The following is a 16,254-nucleotide window of genomic DNA, read 5'->3' as shown; positions in this document are numbered from 1 at the left end:
ACGGCTGACGCCGGGTTGCAAAACCCATGCCGAAGTGATGCGGCTGTCATGCCTTTGCCACACTGCGGAACGAAACCGTGCCCCGCGGATTTATGCCTGATCTCGGGAGGAGCAGGATGGACAGCCTCAAGATACAGGACGTTTTCGAACCCTACTATGCAGGCCGCAAGCGCTTTGCCGTGCGAAAGGACAAGGGCCTGCCTGCCAAAGCCGGCGCCGGCTCGGCTAAAAAGCCGCGAAAGCGTCGTCCGTCAAAGGCAACCAAGCTCGAGATCGAGCCCTCGACCGGCACCGGCAGCACGATGGAGCACTGACCAGACGATGCCCAATCGCTTCGACATTTTCATCACCCGCCTTGAAACCAAAAGCTCCCGCAATGGAGCGCCCCCACATCCGAGAAGCGATCGATACCGTGCACGCCGCGACAAGGGCGAGGCCAAGCCGGCTCGCGACGGTGAGGCGGACGCCGAGAAAGACCACGTCAGGCGCCGCCCCAAGCACGACGCCTGACTACCGCGACCTTCGCGATTGGCCGAGACACTTCTCTCTAAAGCGTGGGGGAAACGCTCGGCCAGATCATTCAACCCGGATAGTTTGAGACGCGCGCTTCCAGCAGACGCTGGGTCCACGAACTCATCGTCCTCTGGAATGTCGCCAGCCTCTGTTCGTAACGTGCTAATATTGAACCTGCGTGCGCGCGCTTGAGCGTACGGGAGAGGATCATGTCGGCAACTTTAACCGCAGTGGGCAGCAGAGAGGCCTACAGGCTGGGAGATTTCAACCTGATTGGTCGTGGCGAACATTCCACCATACGCTTGGAAGACGGGGAAGTTTCGCGCCAGCATGCAACGATCCGGCGCGACGGCGCGAACTACTGGGTTGTTGATGTCGGCAGTGCCAATGGCAGTTATGTGAATGACGTGGCGCTCACAACCGCGCGTGTGCTGCACACCGGCGATCGCGTCCAGTTCGGCAGATCGATTTTTCTTTTCGACCAGGGCACGACTGCCCCCGATCCAGATTCGCAAGTGGCGAACACAAAAACTCAATGGGGCAACCCGGCAGCCCCCAAGAGCCGGCCGGCCACGCTGTTCGTTGCTGATTTGAAGGAGTTTACCGGAATTAGCGCCAGGCTGTCCCCGGAACAGGTGGCGGCCCTCCTGGCCGAGTGGTATATGGACTGCAATATGATCTTGAAGCACTACGGTGCCTCGATCGACAAATTCATCGGTGATTGTGTATTTGCTTATTGGCACGAGACGGCAGCGGATGTCTGTGTCGCTGCGGTTCAGGCTGCCCAGGCGCTCCGCGCTGCGGAAGACGCGGCCACGTCGCCAACCCGAGTACTGGTCAGGGAACAACAAGACATCGTACTCGACTGCCGCATTGGCCTTCATGTGGGTGAAGTTGCTATCGGCGCTATGGGCAAAGGCATCAACACCGCGCTGGGCGATGCCGTGAATTTGGCCTTTCGTATTGAGGGATTGACGCGAAAACTGGACAAGCCGCTGTTGGTCAGCGCCCAGTTCGTCGAGCACTGGCCTGAAGGTAGACAATATTTCAAGTCCTGCGGGTATCACGAGGTCAAAGGGCGCGCCGAGATGATCGAGGTATTCAGCCTAGAATAGGCGCGCCAGCAGGAGCATAGCTTTCTGCTGCCGCTTACCGGTTGTCGCCGGCTTCAACAGGGCTCGTGGTCGCTGGGCGACGCCAGATCGGCAACCTCTGCCGCACGTCACTCGCAAATTGTAATTGGATTGCGGCAGAAGCCGCTGCCCCGGCGAGCCCCGGCGGCCCGCGCTCTGACCCTGCACTCATCGCGGGTTTCTGCCCTGCAAACGCGAGCCGGCCTGCTCGCGCTCGGAGCAGCGGCGGCACGCTTCTGTTCCGTTGTCGGTCGTGGCCGGGTGTTCGGGTTGTTCGCATGGCGGGGTTCTTCTATCGACTTCGGCCGGGCAACCGCCGGACACACGCGAGCTGTGCTTCCTTCCAATTTCTTCAAAGCAATTGTTGTCGGTTTCGCCATGTCGATCTCAGCGCCGGAGTAGCGAGCGAAACGGCGCAACGCCTCCCGGGTTCTTCCACCCCAGATGCCGTCTGGGTTTCCCGGATTACACCCAACGCGGCCAAGCTCGCGCTGTATCCGCTTCGCCAACTCGTTCGGGGCATCTTCCTGGCTGGCGCCCGATTGATGATCTGCATTCTCCAACTGTTGAATTTGGAGTCTGGCGAGAGGCACAAACAGGCCGTCCGGGTACAGTTGAAGATAATCCTTTAACGCTCCGCTGCTTTTGGAGCCGCGGATTGAGGTCCACAACTCGATTTCCGTCAGGCTCGCATCTCGGCTGCTGTTGTTGGCTGGCGACACTGCCGTTGCGCCACGAGGAGGGGCAATGAAAATTTCCCTGCCAGGCAGCGATCCATACGTGAATGGTTCCTGCTTGCCGCCTGTCGCGGCCAGAACAGTGTCGCGAACCTTGCGGAACACGAATTGGATGTCTACCCCGGGTTCACCCAAATGCGCCAACAGCCCTGCAGTGTAGGGACTGTTCCGTCCCGCTCCATCGAAAGCGGTTGTACCTTCCTTCGCAGCGTACCCGACCAGGGTTCCGGCTGCCGGTTCAATCGCAGCCAGGCCTCTGCCGATGGAACGCGTTGCATTTGATCTTCGCATGGCCGTGATAAAAGGGTTGTCCCGGCAAGCATCAAGTAGAACCACCCGCACGCCGGAGACACGGGACAACGCGTTCATCACCAGATCCAGCGGGATTGCCTCAAACTCCACGTCGGAATCAGCGCTCAGGCTGACATCTGTAGGAACGAGAAAATTTCTATTCTCAACCTCAACCCCATGTCCCGCGAAGAAGATTATTGCGAAATCAGCACCTTCCGCCTCGCGACCGAACTCCTGCAGAGCTTTCCTGAACGCGGTATGGTCCAAGTCTATTTTGCGAGATACTTTGAATCCTACCTTTGAGAGCAAGGCCGCCATGTCAGCAGCGTCATTGTTCGGATTGGGAAGTCTTGCGACCCGTTGATAGCTCGAATTGCCGATCACCAGCGCAACACGTTTTTCAGCCCACGCCACCTCCAGCCCTCCGATCAGAGCAATGACAGCAAGCGCGATGTTGAAGAGGCGCATTTTAGCCCCGTGCTCTGCTTCAGCCGCATATTAGCGGCGCCCGACCGAAGCTTGACCAGTCAGGCCCACGCTTGCAAGTAATTATCGGCTGCGGATGGCAGTGGGATGGCCATTCGGCCAAGCAAGCCGAATTTCCAGCATCCTTGCGTGAGCCGACAAATTGTCTGGGACAGGCCAGCTCCTGGCCCAAGCTTTACCGCGCCAGATCCGCCACCACAGCGTCTAGCACGATCATGCCGGACGGCGTGGCGCGCAGGCGGGCATTGCCGATCGGCGCCACCAGCCCCTCGCCCTGCAGCATGGACAGCCGCGCCGTCGACAGGCCGCGGCCGGAAAACGCTTCATAGCGAGAGAGGTCGATGCCCTCGGCCAGCCTCAGCCCCATCAACAGGAACTCGTCGGCCTCTTCCGAGCGCGTCAGGATCTCGCCGCCGGTGACGCCATGGCCCTTGGCCTCGACCAGATTGGCCCAGGTTTCCGGCATTCTTTCGGCGATCGTCACCACGCGACGGCCGTTTTCGACGAAGCGGCCATGCGCGCCGGGACCGACGCCGACATATTCGCCATAGCGCCAATAGGTGAGATTGTGCCGGCTTTCGGCGCCTGATCTGGCGTGGTTCGAAATCTCATAGGCCGGCAGCCCATGCGCAGCGGTGATCTCCTGCGTCAGCGCATAGAGATCGGCGGCATGGTCATTGTCGGGAATAGCGAATTTCCTGGCCGCATGCAGCGCGTGGAACGGCGTGCCTTCCTCGATGGTCAACTGGTAGAGCGACAAATGGTCGGCGGCATGGCCGATCGCCTGCTCGAGCTCCGCCTGCCACGCTTCCGCTGTCTGGCCGGGCCGTGCGTAGATCAGATCGAGCGACAGCCGCGGGAAAATCTCACGCGCCAGGCCAATCGCGTGCAGCGCTTCATCGACATTGTGCAGCCGGCCGAGAAAGCGCAGATCCTTGTCGTTCAGCGCCTGCACGCCGAGCGACACCCGGTTGACGCCTGCCACCCGATAGCCGCGAAAGCGCTCGGCCTCGACCGAAGACGGGTTGGCTTCCAGCGTCACCTCGATGCCGGCAGGCACCGTCCAGTTCTTCGCCACCGCGTCCAGCACCGTCGCCACGGTTTGCGGCTTCATCAGCGATGGCGTGCCGCCGCCGAGAAAAATGCTGGTCACCTCGCGCGGTCCGGTGCGGTTGCGCATCGTCGCAAGCTCGGTCTCGAAGGCGCGCGCGAAACGCTCCTGGTCGACCGGCTGGTGGCGGACATGGCTGTTGAAGTCGCAATAGGGGCACTTGGCCGCGCAGAACGGCCAGTGCACGTAGACGCCGAAACCGGGGCTGCGGTCGAGCAGCATGGTCATTTCACCGCCGATCGCGCCAAATCCAGTCTGGCCTGCGCGAATTTCTGGAAGGCGCGAGCGCGATGCGACAATGCCGTCGGCTGGCCTGGCTTCCAGCCATGTTTCTCCTCTGCGGTCATCTCGCCAAAAGTCTTTTCGAAACCGTCCGGCACGAACACCGGGTCGTAGCCGAAGCCGAGTTCGCCACGCGGCGGCCATACCAGCGTGCCCTCGACCTCGCCGCGGAAAAATTCGGCCGCGCCGTCGGGAAAGGCCAGGCAGATGACGGCGACGAAGCTGCCCTTGCGCTGCGCAGGCGCAACCGCGCCGATTTCCTGCAACGCCACTTCGGCTCGCTGCATCGCCATGCCGAAGTCGCGGCTCCCGTCGGGCGCCTCGGCCCAGTTGGCGGTATAGACGCCGGGCGCTCCGCCCAGCGCATCGACACACAGGCCGGAATCGTCCGACAATGCCGGCAGGCCTGTCGCCTTGGCGGCGGCAAAGGCCTTGATATAGGCGTTCTCCTCGAAGGTGGTGCCGGTCTCGTCCGGCTCCGGCAGGCCATATTCCTTGGCCGACTTCGCTTCTATGCCGAACGGCGCCATCAGATCGGCGAATTCGCGCAATTTGCCGGCATTGTGGCTGGCGACAACGATCTCATGTCCATCAAGCGAATGCATCAGATGCCCCAAATTCTTGGTTCGGCGAATTCGATCGAATTGCCGGAGGGGTCGCGAACATAGATCGAGCGGCCACCCTGCGGCCATTCGAACTCGCTTTCGATGGCGATTTTCTTTCGCTCAAGATGCGCTCTCCAGCGCACGATCTCGTCCGCGCTCGCCGCAAAGCAGAGATGGCCGTCGCCGACCGTGCCGTGCGGCGGCACTTTCAGCCTGGCATCGGGCGCCGGCGGCACCTTGGTCGCCTCGGCGTTGAAGATGAGCAGCACGCCGTCCCCGCAGCGGAAGAAAAGATGCCTGCCGTCGACCTTGCCCAGCAGATCGAGCCCGAGCACATCGGTGTAGAATTTTTCCGCGGCATCGAGGTCGGTGACGTACAGCGCTGATTCGAGGATGGCAGAGGGTGTCACGAGGCACCCCCCTCTGGCCTGCCCTCTTTGCCAAAACTTGGCATCTCCCCCTCAAGGGGGGAGATTGGCAGCTTCAGCGCTTCCGCACATCCCACGCCGCCGACAGTTGGCGAAAGCCGATTGGATACCCGATCTCCCCCCTTGAGGGGGAGATGGCCGGCAGGCCAGAGGGGGGCGGACAAGCTCGGCATTTGCAGGACTACGCCACGGCCATCTGCTGCAGGCTGACCAGTCGCGCAATACCTTTCTTGGCCAATTCCATCAGCGCCGCAAATTGCTCTTCCGAGAAAGGCTCGCCCTCGGCCGTGCCTTGTATCTCGACAATGCCGCCCTTGCCGGTCATGACGAAATTGGCGTCGGTGCCGGCCGATGAATCCTCGAGATAGTCGAGGTCGATGACCGGCTGGCCGTCGTGGATGCCGCAGGAGATAGCCGCGACATGGTCCTTCAGCACCTTGGCGACGCTGGCCATCTGCCGGGCTTCCATCCAGCGCAGGCAGTCGTAAAGCGCCACCCAGCCGCCGGTGATCGAGGCGGTGCGCGTGCCGCCATCGGCCTGGATCACGTCGCAGTCGACGGTGATCTGCTGCTCGCCCAGCGCCTGCAGATCGACCACTGCGCGCAGCGAACGGCCGATCAGCCTCTGGATTTCCAGCGTGCGGCCGCCTTGCTTGCCAGCCGAAGCCTCGCGGCGCATGCGCTCGCCGGTCGAGCGCGGCAGCATGCCGTATTCCGCCGTCACCCAGCCCTTGCCGGAATTGCGCATCCAGCCCGGCACCTTTTCCTCGAGGCTGGCGGTGCACAGCACGTGGGTGTCGCCGAACTTCACCAGGCACGAGCCTTCCGCGTGCTTGGAGACGCCGCGCTCAAAGGAGATGGCTCGCATTTCGTCGAACTGGCGTTTGGAAGGGCGCATTCAGGCTTCTTTCTTGTCGTTTTAGGAGTCGTGGCCGGCTTGTAGCCGCACGCGACGAGAGGCGCAAAGGAAAATGGACCAGTTGCGCGGGCGAGGCCGATGTCTATATCCTTGGGCCGGAGGTATTTGGCTCGAATGACCAAGGCAGTCGATCCCGGTTCCCAGTCGGCGGCAGCGCTCCAATCCCCCGCGCTTCAATCGCCCGCCCTTCAATCGCTCGACATGCGCTCGCGCGACATCTTTCGGCGCATTGTCGATTCCTATCTGAAGGACGGCGAGCCGGTCGGCTCGCGCAGCCTGTCGCGTATCCTGCCGTCTTCGCTGTCGCCGGCCACCATCCGCAATGTGATGAGCGATCTCGAGCATCTCGGCCTGATCTACGCGCCGCATATCTCGGCCGGCCGATTGCCGACCCAGGCCGGCCTGCGCTTCTTCGTCGATGCCTTCATGGAGCTTGGTGATCTCTCCGACGAGGAGCGCCGCACCATCGAGGCGCAGGTACGCGCCTCCGGCTCTGGTGCGACGCTGGAGCACATGCTCACCGAGGCGAGCCAGATGCTGTCCGGCATGTCGCGCGGCGCCGGCCTCGTGCTTGCCGCCAAGAACGAGGTGGCGCTCAAGCATATCGAATTCATCCAGCTCGAGCCGAACAAGGCGCTGGCCGTGCTGGTGTCGCAGAACGGCGACGTCGAAAACCGCGTCGTCGACCTGCCCGCCGGCATCACCGTCTCGCAACTGCACGAAGCCTCGAATTTCCTCAACGCCCATATCCGCGGTCGCACGCTGGCCGAGGCGCGGGTCGAGATCGCCCGCATCAAGGAAGAAACCAGGGCCGCCCTCGACACGTTGTCGCAGGATTTGGTCGAGAAGGGCCTTGCTGTCTGGGCAGGCGCCGAGAGCGGCTTGCCGGCGCGTCTCATCGTGCGCGGTCGCGCCAATCTGCTGGAAAATGTCACCGCCCAGGCCGACATCGAGCTGCTGCGGCATTTGTTCGAGGATCTGGAGACGCAGGACGGGCTGATCCAGCTTCTCGACCTCGCCGAGGAAGGCTCCGGCGTGCGCATCTTCATCGGCTCGGAGAACAAGCTGTTTTCGCTGTCGGGCTCGTCGCTGGTCGTGGCGCCCTATCGCGACAAGGACGCCCGCGTCATCGGCGCGCTCGGCGTCATCGGCCCGACCCGGCTGAACTACGCACGCATCGTGCCGATGGTCGACTATACCGCGCAGCTTATTTCCCGCATGCTGCGATAATGCATGTCGCCCAAAAAACCGAAGCGCGTCGCACGGATCCTTCCAACGCGACATGCTTAAGGGAACCTCAAGGAGAAAAAAATGGCGCTGGAATCATTCAAGGCTCAGATCAGCCTGTTGCTCGAGCAGATGATCAACCAGCCCGAGGATCAGCATGAAGTGCAGGAGCAGTTGCGCGAAAAGCTGGGGGAGATGCGCGCCATGGGCCTGCCGCTGCCGGCCGATCTCGTCGCGCTGGAAAAGCGCCTCGACGACGATTTCTACGCCGCCGGGAACTGAGCCCGAAAGGTGCAAGGACGGCTAGCCGACCGGCGAGCATGAGGATCTCGTGACCGGCTTCGTCGTCTCCGGCGACGCGGTCTGGGCCGACCGGCAAGTGATGCGGTGCCCCGAGGGCGGCGGCGGTTGCATCTGGCCGTCACCTGCGGGCGAGGATGTATTCAGCATGCGACCCCGTCGGATATTTTCAAACGGCAGACTAGCTTGCGCGGCCGAAGGCTTTATCCTGCCTGGTCGAGACTTAGTTGCCTGACTCACTTGATTGCCTGACCCTTGCCCATCTGACCTCTTGGGAGCGAAACCAATGAACAAGCCCGCCACCACCGTGCCTGTGCCCGGCCGCGGCCGCATCTACAATTCGATCACCGAGACGATCGGCGACACGCCGCTGGTGCGGCTCGACAAGTTCGCGGGGGAAAAGGGCGTCGTCGCCAATCTGCTGGCCAAGCTCGAATTCTTCAACCCGATCGGCTCGGTCAAGGATCGCATCGGCGTCTCGATGATCGAGGCGCTGGAGGCATCGGGCAGGATTGCGCCCGGCAGGACCACGCTGATCGAGCCAACCTCGGGCAACACCGGCATCGCGCTCGCCTTCGCCGCCGCCGCCAAGGGCTACAAGCTGATCCTGACCATGCCGGAAACCATGTCGGTCGAACGCCGCAAGATGCTGGCGCTGCTCGGCGCCGAACTGGTGCTGACCGAAGGGCCGAAAGGCATGAAAGGCGCCATCGCCAAGGCCGACGAACTGGCCGCGACGCTGCCCGACGCCATCATTCCGCAGCAGTTCGAGAATCCCGCCAATCCGGAAATTCACCGCCGCACCACTGCCGAGGAAATCTGGAACGACACTCATGGCGAAGTCGACATCTTCGTCGCCGGCATCGGCACCGGCGGCACCATCACCGGCGTCGGCCAGGTGCTGAAGCAGCGCAAGCCCTCCGTGCATGTCGTCGCCGTCGAGCCGGAAGCCTCGCCGGTGCTGTCGGGCGGCCAGCCCGGCCCGCACAAGATCCAGGGCATCGGCGCCGGCTTCGCGCCGAAGATCCTCGACACGACCATTTATGACGAGATCGTCAAGGTCTCCAACGAGGATTCGGTCGCCAATGCGCGGCTCGTCGCCCGCCTCGAAGGCGTGCCGGTCGGCATCTCGTCGGGCGCTGCCCTGCAGGCGGCGATCGTCGTCGGCTCGCGGCCGGAGAATGAGGGCAAGAACCTGGTGGTCGTTATTCCGTCCTTCGCCGAACGCTATCTGTCGACGATCCTGTTCGAAGGGCTGGGGGCTTAGGGCATATTTGTGCCGGCCTGCGGTTGCGGTTTCCCGCGCCTCCGTAGCGCCCCGCCAATTGTCGAAGCCGGCGCCGCCCCTCACCTGCCTGCCGGCATCCGCACCCCGTAAATGGGGCGAGGGGGCGCTCTCATTGACGGGTTCGCCAATCGCCAGCGTTGCAGAAAAAAGTGCCGACACCGCGACCAGCCTCTTTCTCCCCGTTTACGGGGAGAAATGCCCGGTCCACCCTCCGCAGCTGCTGCGGAGGACGGGCAGGGCAATGAGGGGCGGCACCAGCGGTCGGCCTTAGATCCCAAACATCGGATCATGTCTGACCCCGGCCTTTCCCTGACCTCATTCTTCGGCTGCGAGCCCAGCCCGTCGTGCCTGCAGGAACCGGCGCACGGCCGGGTCGCGTTCGAGGCCGATCGCCCTGTTATAGGCCTCGGTAGCCTCCCGAGTTTTGCCGAGCCTGGCCAGAAGGCCCGCGCGGGCGGCCCAATAAGGCTGATAATCATGCAGCCGTTTGTCGTCGCCAAGCTCATCAAGTGCACTCAATCCCGCCGCGGCGCCGTCGGCCTCGGCAAGGGTCACCGCGCGGTTGATCGAGACCACCGGCGAGCCGGCAATCACCGACAGCGCATCATAGAGCTGTTTGATCGCGGCCCAGTCGGTCCGGCCGGTCAGCCGCCTTGTCGTATGGGCGGATTGCACGGCTGCCTCGAGCTGGTAGCGGCCGACGACGCGCTTGGCCGCGGCGTGCTTCAGCAATGTCTCCGCTTCGTCAATCAACGCGCCGTCCCACAGCCCAAGCTCCTGCTCGGCCAATGGCACATAGTCCCCGGCGGCGTTGCGCCGCGCCGCACGCCGCGCCTCGGCAAACAGCATCAGCGCCAGCAGGCCAAGCGCTTCCGGCTCATCCGGCATCAGCGAGGCTACCAGCCGGCCGAGCCAGATGCCTTCGGTCGCGAGATTGCGGCGGCGGGTTTCGGTGCCGGCCGGGTCGGACCAGCCTTCGGCGAACGCGGCGTAGATCGCTTCCAGCACCGCATCCAGCCGCTCGCCAAGCTCTGCCCGCTCCGGCACGCGGAACGGAATGCCGGTCTCGCGGATGCGGCTTTTGGCGCGCACCAGGCGCTGGCCCATCGTTGCCGGCGATACCAGGAAGGCCGAGGCGATCGTCGCTGCGTCGAAGCCCAGAATAGCCTGCAGGATCAGCGGCGCGCGTACGCCAGCCTCGATCGCCGGATGGGCACAGGCAAACATCAGTCGCAGCCGCTCATCGGGCAGGTCTTCATCGATCATGCGGGCCTCGATCTCCTCGGCGATCAGCCTGAGATGGTCGCGGCTCGCCTCGCTGGTCAGCCGCCGCCGGATCGCGTCGACGCGGCGTCTGCACGCCACCGCCAGCAGCCAGGCTTCTGGCTTCTGCGGCACGCCGGTCTGCGGCCAGCGCTCCAGCGCCGCCACAAAGGCGTCGGCCAGCACGTCCTCGGCGCCGGCCACGTCGCGCGTGCGGGCGGCGAGGAAGGCGATGAGCTTGCCGTAGCTTTGCCGGGCGGCCGCTTCCGCCGCCGCCCGGGCGACCTCCAGGTCATTCGTCATCACATGGTTTGTTCCCAGATCGGCCGCACCTCGACTGTGCCGGTGCTGGCAGCTGGGCATCGCGCCGCCCAGGCAATAGCCGCGTCGGCGTCCTCCGCCTCGATCATGTAGAAACCGGCGAGCTGCTCCTTGGTATCGGCGTAGGGACCGTCGAGCACGTTGGTCTTGCCGTTGGCCATCCGTACCGAGGTCGCGGCTTGGGTCGGCTTCAGCCGGTCACCGGCCAACCAGGAGCCGGACTTCTTCAACGCCTCGGTATAGGCGCCATAGGCTGCGCTGATCTCGTAGGTCTTCTTCGTCGGCGCGGCCGCCATCGCGGCTTCGTTCACGTAGATCAAAAGCATGTATCGCATGGTCTTCTCCATTTTCGAAGGCCGCATCGTTGCGAGCCGAACGTATGTCGCGCGGCCTCGCGCGATTTCGACAGGCTCTGCGAAAATCTTTCGGCTCCGATCGCACATCGCGCAAGCGGCTATGCGTTGCGGCATCAATCAGCCGTTCGTCTAATGGATATTATTGCGGGTTGGCATTTCCCGCCCGCTGTCTAAACTCGCCTCGGGTCGCGCGGTGGCAGATATTTCAGGGAGGAGATCACATGCACAATTTCAGGACGAAATTTATTGTCGCCGGCACGCTGGCGCTGTCGCTGGGCCTTGGCGCGATGTCGGCCAAGGCGCAGGAATTCATCAACGTGCTGACCGGCGGCACCTCGGGCGTCTATTATCCGCTCGGCGTCGCACTGTCGGAAATCTACGGCAAGGGCATTGAGGGCGCCCGCACCCAGGTGCAGGCGACGAAGGCCTCGGTCGAGAACCTCAACCTGTTGCAGCAGGGCAAGGGCGAGATCGCCTTCGCGCTCGGCGATGCCGTCAAACTGGCCGCCGAGGGCAACACCGAGGCCGGTTTCCCGGGCAAGCTCGACAAGCTGCGCGGCGTCGCCGCCATCTATTCCAACTATATCCAGATCGTTGCCAGCAAGGAATCCGGCATCAAGACGCTTGCCGACCTCAAGGGCAAGAGCCTGTCGGTCGGCGCGCCGGCCTCCGGCACCGAGCTCAACGCCCGCGCCATCTTCGCCGCCGCCGGGCTGAAATACGAGGATCTCGGACGGGTCGAGTATCTGCCCTTCGCCGAATCGGTCGAGCTGATCAAGAACCGCCAGCTCGACGCCACGCTGCAATCGGCCGGCCTTGGCGTCGCCTCGATCCGCGACCTCGCCACTTCGGTGCCGATCAACGTCGTCGCCGTACCGGCGCAGGACGTCGCCAAGATCGGCTCGCCCTATCTTTCGGTGACCATTCCCAAGGGCACCTATGAAGGCCAGACCGAGGACGTCGCGACCGCCGCCGTCGGCAATTTCCTCATCACCCACGCCGACGTCTCCGACGAGACCGGCTATCAGATGACCAAGCTGCTGTTCGAAAATCTCGACCAGCTCACTGCTGCCCACGCCGCCGCCAAGGCGATCGACATGGCCAAGGCGCTCGACGGCATGCCGGTGCCGCTGCATCCCGGTGCCGAGCGGTATTACAAGGAAAAGGGATTGGTGAAATAGGGGTACTCCCTCCCCCTTGAGGGGAGGGTGCCGAGCGAAGCGAGGCGGGTGGGGTCGGTTCAGGCCGCGCACTGCCGCAACGACCCCACCCGTCCATCCGCCTTCGGCGGCTGTCCACCCTCCCCTCAAGGGGGAGGGATTGCGCCCGCCAGGAACCCGCCAATGACCGACGCCCATCCCGAAACGCGGACCGTTCTTTCCCCCACCGCCGAAGCCCCGCTCGAAGGGCTGCCGCCGGGTTTCGGCGACGGCTTCGCCGGCAAGGCCGCCTTTCTCATCGCCATCGCCTTCTCCGTCTTCCAGATCTACATCGCCGCCTATGGCAGCCTGCCGAGCCAGGTGGTGCGCGCCATGCATGTCGGCTTCTTGCTGCTGCTCGGCTTTGGCCTGATCGCCAATCTGCGCGCCACAAGCACACCGGCGAAAGCAGCATTCTGGACGCTCGGCCTGCTCGGCTTTGGCACCGGCCTCTACAATTGGGTGTTCTATGCCGATCTCATCCGGCGCTCCGGCTTCCTCAACACACCGGACCTGATCGTCGGCACGGTGCTGGTTGTGCTGGTCTTCGAGGCCGCGCGGCGGCTGATGGGGCTGCCGCTTGCCCTGATCGCCTTGATCTTTTTCGCCTACGCTTCCTTCGGCAATCACCTGCCGCCGCCCTTCATCCATCGCGGCTATGATTTCGCACAGCTCATCGACACCTTCGCCTTTGGCACCGAAGGCATATACGGCACGCCGGTCTACGTCTCGGCCGCCTATATCTTCATCTTTGTCGTCTTCGCCGCCTTTCTCGAACGCGCCGGCATGATCGCGCTGTTCAACGATTTCGCGCTTGGCCTGGTCGGCACGTGGCGCGGCGGCCCGGCCCAGGTCTGCGTCCTGTCGTCGGCGCTGATGGGCACCATTTCCGGCTCCGGCGTCGCCAATGTGGTGGCCAGCGGCCAGTTCACCATCCCGCTGATGAAGCGCTTCGGCTTCCGTTCGGCTTTCGCCGGCGCGGTCGAGGCGACCTCGTCGATGGGCGGCCAGATCATGCCGCCGGTAATGGGCGCGGTCGCCTTCATCATGGCCGAGACGCTGAACATCCCCTATGCCGAGGTGGTCAAGGCAGCGATCATCCCGGCGCTGCTCTATTTCGGTGCCTGCTTCTGGCAGGTGTACCTGGAAGCCGGCAAGGCCGGCCTGCAGGGCATGGCCAAGGCGGACCTGCCCAATCCGTGGCACGCGGTGAGACGACATTGGCCGCTGGTGCTGCCGCTGGCCGCGCTCATTTATCTGCTGTTTGCCGGCTATACGCCGATCTTCGCCGGCACCATGGGGCTGGCGCTGACCATCGTGCTCATCCTCGGCACGCCGCTGGCGGCTTTGATCGGGCCGCTTGCCTTCCGCATCGTCTTTTGGCTGGCGCTGGGGCTTGCCGCCGCCTCCTTCATGAGGTTCGGCGTCAACATCCTCAGTTTTGTCATCGCCGGGCTCGTCATCGCCTGCGTCACCTTCAGGGGCGGACGCGAGACGCTGCAGATATGCATAGATTCGCTAGCCGAGGGAGCAAAGAACGCGCTGCCGGTCGGCATCGCCTGCGCCATCGTCGGCGTCGTCATCGGCACCTTGACGCTCACCGGCATCGCCTCCACCTTCATCGGTTGGATCATCTCCATCGGCGAGAACAATCTGTTCCTGTCGCTGGTGCTGACCATGCTCACCTGCCTGGTGCTCGGCATGGGCATACCGACGATCCCCAACTACATCATCACCTCGTCGCTGGCCGGGCCGGCACTGCTGTCACTCGGCGTGCCGCTGATGGTCAGCCACATGTTCGTCTTCTATTTCGGCATTATGGCCGACCTCACTCCGCCGGTGGCGCTGGCCGCCTTCGCCGCCGCGCCGATGGCCAAGGAGAGCGGCCTCAAGATCGGGATCCAGGCCACCAAGCTTGCCGTCGCCGGCTTCGTCGTGCCGTTCATGGCGGTCTACACCCCGGCGCTGATGCTGCAGGACCCCGGTCCGATCGCCGCCCAGTTCGGTTATCCCGTCGAGGTCGCCTATATCGTCGCCAAGGCCTGCATGGGTATTGCCCTGTGGGGCGCAGCCGCCGTCGGGTTCCTGGCCCGGCGCATGGCCTGGTGGGAACGTCTCGTCGCCTTCGCCGCCGGCGTGCTGCTGGTTGCCGCACTGCCTGTAACCGACGAAGCCGGGTGGGCACTCTCTGTCGCCTGGATCGGCTGGCACTGCTGGCGGGCGCGGCAGGCCACCGGCACCGCATGAGCCTCTGTATCCTCGCAGCCGGCAAGACGGTGACGCTCACTGTCGCCGCCTTCACGCTCGCCTGGACGCATTCGGTGGAAAAGACGCATTGGCAGGAGGACTGGAAGGTGACGCCTTCCGGCTTGGAGATCGCCGAGGCACGGATCAAGGGCTCGGGCGCCGGCATGGAACCGCCGGAAGGCTCGGTGCTGCGGGACGGTTGGTGGGTCTATAAACCCAAGATGGCGCCGCAGCGGCGCCTTGTGCTCGCGGCCTCCGGCGCGACCGGTGACGGCTGGACGCTGTGCACGGTTCAGGGCTGCCGCGAACTGGGCAAGGCGGCAGGCGACACGACGGTGCTGGAGCTGTGCGAAGGTTAGTGCCAGCCGCGGTAGCGGACGGTCGGCAAGCGGGTGCGGGACCTCGTCCTCCAGGGCGTTGTCGGATGTCGAGTTCCGGGCACAGCCACATAAGCAGACCAAAGACGCTCCATCGTTAGCCGCCAAAACCGGATTCCGACTGAGCGAGCCGACTTTCTTCCTTGCGGAAGAATGCTTTGAAAAACAGAATGTCGGAAGCCGACCTGATTGCCCGGGCGATCAACGCGGTTGCGAGCACGGCAAAGATCAGGCGAACGAAAAACACACTGGTGAAGTCTGCACCCAGAGCGATGACAACCAGCGTGTCCTCTATGAGACTGTGGGCAAAGCCCATGAACACGCAAGCGAGGAAGATCTGGCGCGGGTCTACACTGGTCGTGCGCGCCTCGCGGATCAGCAGTCCCGCGCCATAGGAAATTCCAAGAAACAGACCGACCGCAGTGAACGGCACCGCTTGTGACTGGATGCCGGCAAGGCGAAACAGCGGTGAAAGCCCGTTGTTCAGCCAACCCAGGATGCCCGACATCTTGAGTAGCTCGATCAGCCAGCTTAGTGCGAGGAGGATGACGAGCATAGTTGACAGGGTTTTGAGCATGCCTGGAAAAAAACTGCTCCAATCAGTGCCTTCGACCATTGGTATCCACGCCGGCTTCAGCGGCTCGGATAGCCATCCGGTTGCTGCGAATATCTGGTGCAGGAGCATGGCAAGGATCAGTCCCCCGCCAATGCGAAGTGCTGCAGTGACCACGAAGCTTGGCCCAACCTTCTGAATGATGCGTTGTTCAATCGGAATGGCATGCGCAAATAGCAAAAGGGTTGAAAGAACGGTCATGTCGGCAGTGCTCAACGTCGAAACCGGGGCCAGAGTGAACACGGTCACCACCGCGCCCCAAATTCCCACCAGCAATCCCGTTAGCCAGGCAAGAGCGAGCTCGGGCGGCAGTCCAACCAGCGTCATGAGAGGCGCGAAGAACGGAGAGATCGCCCGGATGACACCAAGATCCTGCAGGATCTGTGTGGCTATCGTGACCGGAACGATAATCCGAACCAATTCCCAATAGATTTCAAGCGTTTCCAGCGTCTTTCGATAGAGGGCGGTCTGCACTGCCATGGCGATTGTCTCCGTGATTGACGCCAAATGACTACCGTGAGACGGTTCGCATTTGTGGTCAAAATTTTCGGACTTGTG

The 16,254-nt window shown here is 63.3% G+C and carries 16 protein-coding genes; 8 read left to right on the top strand and 8 right to left on the bottom strand.

Features of this window, described 5'->3' with window-relative positions; all coding sequences use genetic code 11:
* Nucleotides 1-116: 116 nt before the first annotated feature.
* Nucleotides 117-314 (top strand): hypothetical protein, encoded by a 198-nt coding sequence (locus tag AC0L2C_RS16195; RefSeq protein WP_023803681.1) that lies wholly within the window; start codon nt 117-119, stop codon nt 312-314.
* A gap of 408 nt (nt 315-722) precedes the next feature.
* A complete protein-coding gene (locus AC0L2C_RS16190; protein WP_287066808.1) occupies nt 723-1,628 on the top strand; it encodes an adenylate/guanylate cyclase domain-containing protein in 906 nt (301 codons plus the stop codon).
* Between the two features lie 107 nt (nt 1,629-1,735).
* Here AC0L2C_RS16190 and AC0L2C_RS16185 read toward each other — a convergent pair whose 3' ends face one another.
* The 5 genes from AC0L2C_RS16185 to rph form a co-directional block, all read right to left on the bottom strand.
* Nucleotides 1,736-3,142 carry a caspase family protein gene (locus tag AC0L2C_RS16185; RefSeq protein ID WP_287066809.1) on the bottom strand — a complete coding sequence of 469 codons (1,407 nt, stop codon included), beginning with the start codon at nt 3,140-3,142 and terminating at the stop codon, nt 1,736-1,738.
* Between the two features lie 193 nt (nt 3,143-3,335).
* Nucleotides 3,336-4,499 carry a radical SAM family heme chaperone HemW gene (gene hemW / locus AC0L2C_RS16180; protein WP_473523830.1) on the bottom strand — a complete coding sequence of 388 codons (1,164 nt, stop codon included), beginning with the start codon at nt 4,497-4,499 and terminating at the stop codon, nt 3,336-3,338.
* Complete coding sequence (gene rdgB / locus AC0L2C_RS16175) at nt 4,496-5,158, bottom strand: RdgB/HAM1 family non-canonical purine NTP pyrophosphatase (protein WP_473523829.1); 663 nt, start codon at nt 5,156-5,158, stop codon at nt 4,496-4,498. The genes hemW and rdgB overlap by 4 nt, the downstream gene beginning before the upstream one ends.
* Nucleotides 5,158-5,568, bottom strand: a complete 411-nt coding sequence (locus AC0L2C_RS16170; protein ID WP_023803675.1) for a VOC family protein — start codon at nt 5,566-5,568, stop codon at nt 5,158-5,160. The genes rdgB and AC0L2C_RS16170 overlap by 1 nt, the downstream gene beginning before the upstream one ends.
* 199 nt (nt 5,569-5,767) lie before the next feature.
* A complete protein-coding gene (gene rph / locus AC0L2C_RS16165; RefSeq protein WP_023803674.1) occupies nt 5,768-6,484 on the bottom strand; it encodes a ribonuclease PH in 717 nt (238 codons plus the stop codon).
* 135 nt (nt 6,485-6,619) lie between these two features.
* On the opposite strand from rph, the gene hrcA reads away from it, so the two are divergent.
* The 3 genes from hrcA (at nt 6,620) to cysK (ending at nt 9,299) form a co-directional block, all read left to right on the top strand.
* A complete protein-coding gene (gene hrcA, locus AC0L2C_RS16160; RefSeq protein WP_027155899.1) occupies nt 6,620-7,735 on the top strand; it encodes a heat-inducible transcriptional repressor HrcA in 1,116 nt (371 codons plus the stop codon).
* 81 nt (nt 7,736-7,816) lie between these two features.
* Nucleotides 7,817-8,014 (top strand): hypothetical protein, encoded by a 198-nt coding sequence (locus AC0L2C_RS16155; RefSeq protein ID WP_023803672.1) that lies wholly within the window; start codon nt 7,817-7,819, stop codon nt 8,012-8,014.
* A gap of 304 nt (nt 8,015-8,318) precedes the next feature.
* Complete coding sequence (cysK, locus tag AC0L2C_RS16150; RefSeq protein WP_023803671.1) at nt 8,319-9,299, top strand: cysteine synthase A; 981 nt, start codon at nt 8,319-8,321, stop codon at nt 9,297-9,299.
* Between the two features lie 336 nt (nt 9,300-9,635).
* Here the strand turns inward: cysK and AC0L2C_RS16145 are convergent, their stop codons facing one another.
* Together AC0L2C_RS16145 and AC0L2C_RS16140 are read right to left on the bottom strand one after the other, a co-directional pair.
* A complete protein-coding gene (locus AC0L2C_RS16145; RefSeq protein WP_128169298.1) occupies nt 9,636-10,886 on the bottom strand; it encodes an RNA polymerase sigma factor in 1,251 nt (416 codons plus the stop codon).
* On the bottom strand, nt 10,886-11,239 hold the full coding sequence (locus AC0L2C_RS16140) for a YciI family protein (RefSeq protein ID WP_473523828.1): 354 nt from the start codon (nt 11,237-11,239) through the stop codon (nt 10,886-10,888). The genes AC0L2C_RS16145 and AC0L2C_RS16140 overlap by 1 nt, the downstream gene beginning before the upstream one ends.
* Before the next feature lie 242 nt (nt 11,240-11,481).
* On the opposite strand from AC0L2C_RS16140, the gene AC0L2C_RS16135 reads away from it, so the two are divergent.
* From AC0L2C_RS16135 to AC0L2C_RS16125, 3 genes are all read left to right on the top strand, one after another.
* Complete coding sequence (locus AC0L2C_RS16135) at nt 11,482-12,441, top strand: TAXI family TRAP transporter solute-binding subunit (RefSeq protein WP_473523827.1); 960 nt, start codon at nt 11,482-11,484, stop codon at nt 12,439-12,441.
* A gap of 162 nt (nt 12,442-12,603) precedes the next feature.
* Complete coding sequence (locus AC0L2C_RS16130) at nt 12,604-14,706, top strand: TRAP transporter permease (RefSeq protein WP_287246943.1); 2,103 nt, start codon at nt 12,604-12,606, stop codon at nt 14,704-14,706.
* Nucleotides 14,703-15,065, top strand: coding sequence for a DUF1850 domain-containing protein (locus AC0L2C_RS16125; protein ID WP_128169301.1), 363 nt, complete (start codon nt 14,703-14,705; stop codon nt 15,063-15,065). Before AC0L2C_RS16130 ends, AC0L2C_RS16125 begins: the two co-directional genes overlap by 4 nt.
* Nucleotides 15,066-15,180: 115 nt before the next feature.
* On the opposite strand, the gene AC0L2C_RS16120 is transcribed toward AC0L2C_RS16125, so the two are convergent.
* Nucleotides 15,181-16,176, bottom strand: a complete 996-nt coding sequence (locus tag AC0L2C_RS16120) for a nucleoside recognition domain-containing protein (protein WP_473523826.1) — start codon at nt 16,174-16,176, stop codon at nt 15,181-15,183.
* Nucleotides 16,177-16,254: the final 78 nt, after the last annotated feature.

The sequence above is a fragment of the Mesorhizobium sp. WSM4845 genome (assembly GCF_055811455.1).
This window is presented reverse-complemented; position numbering and strand designations above follow the sequence as displayed.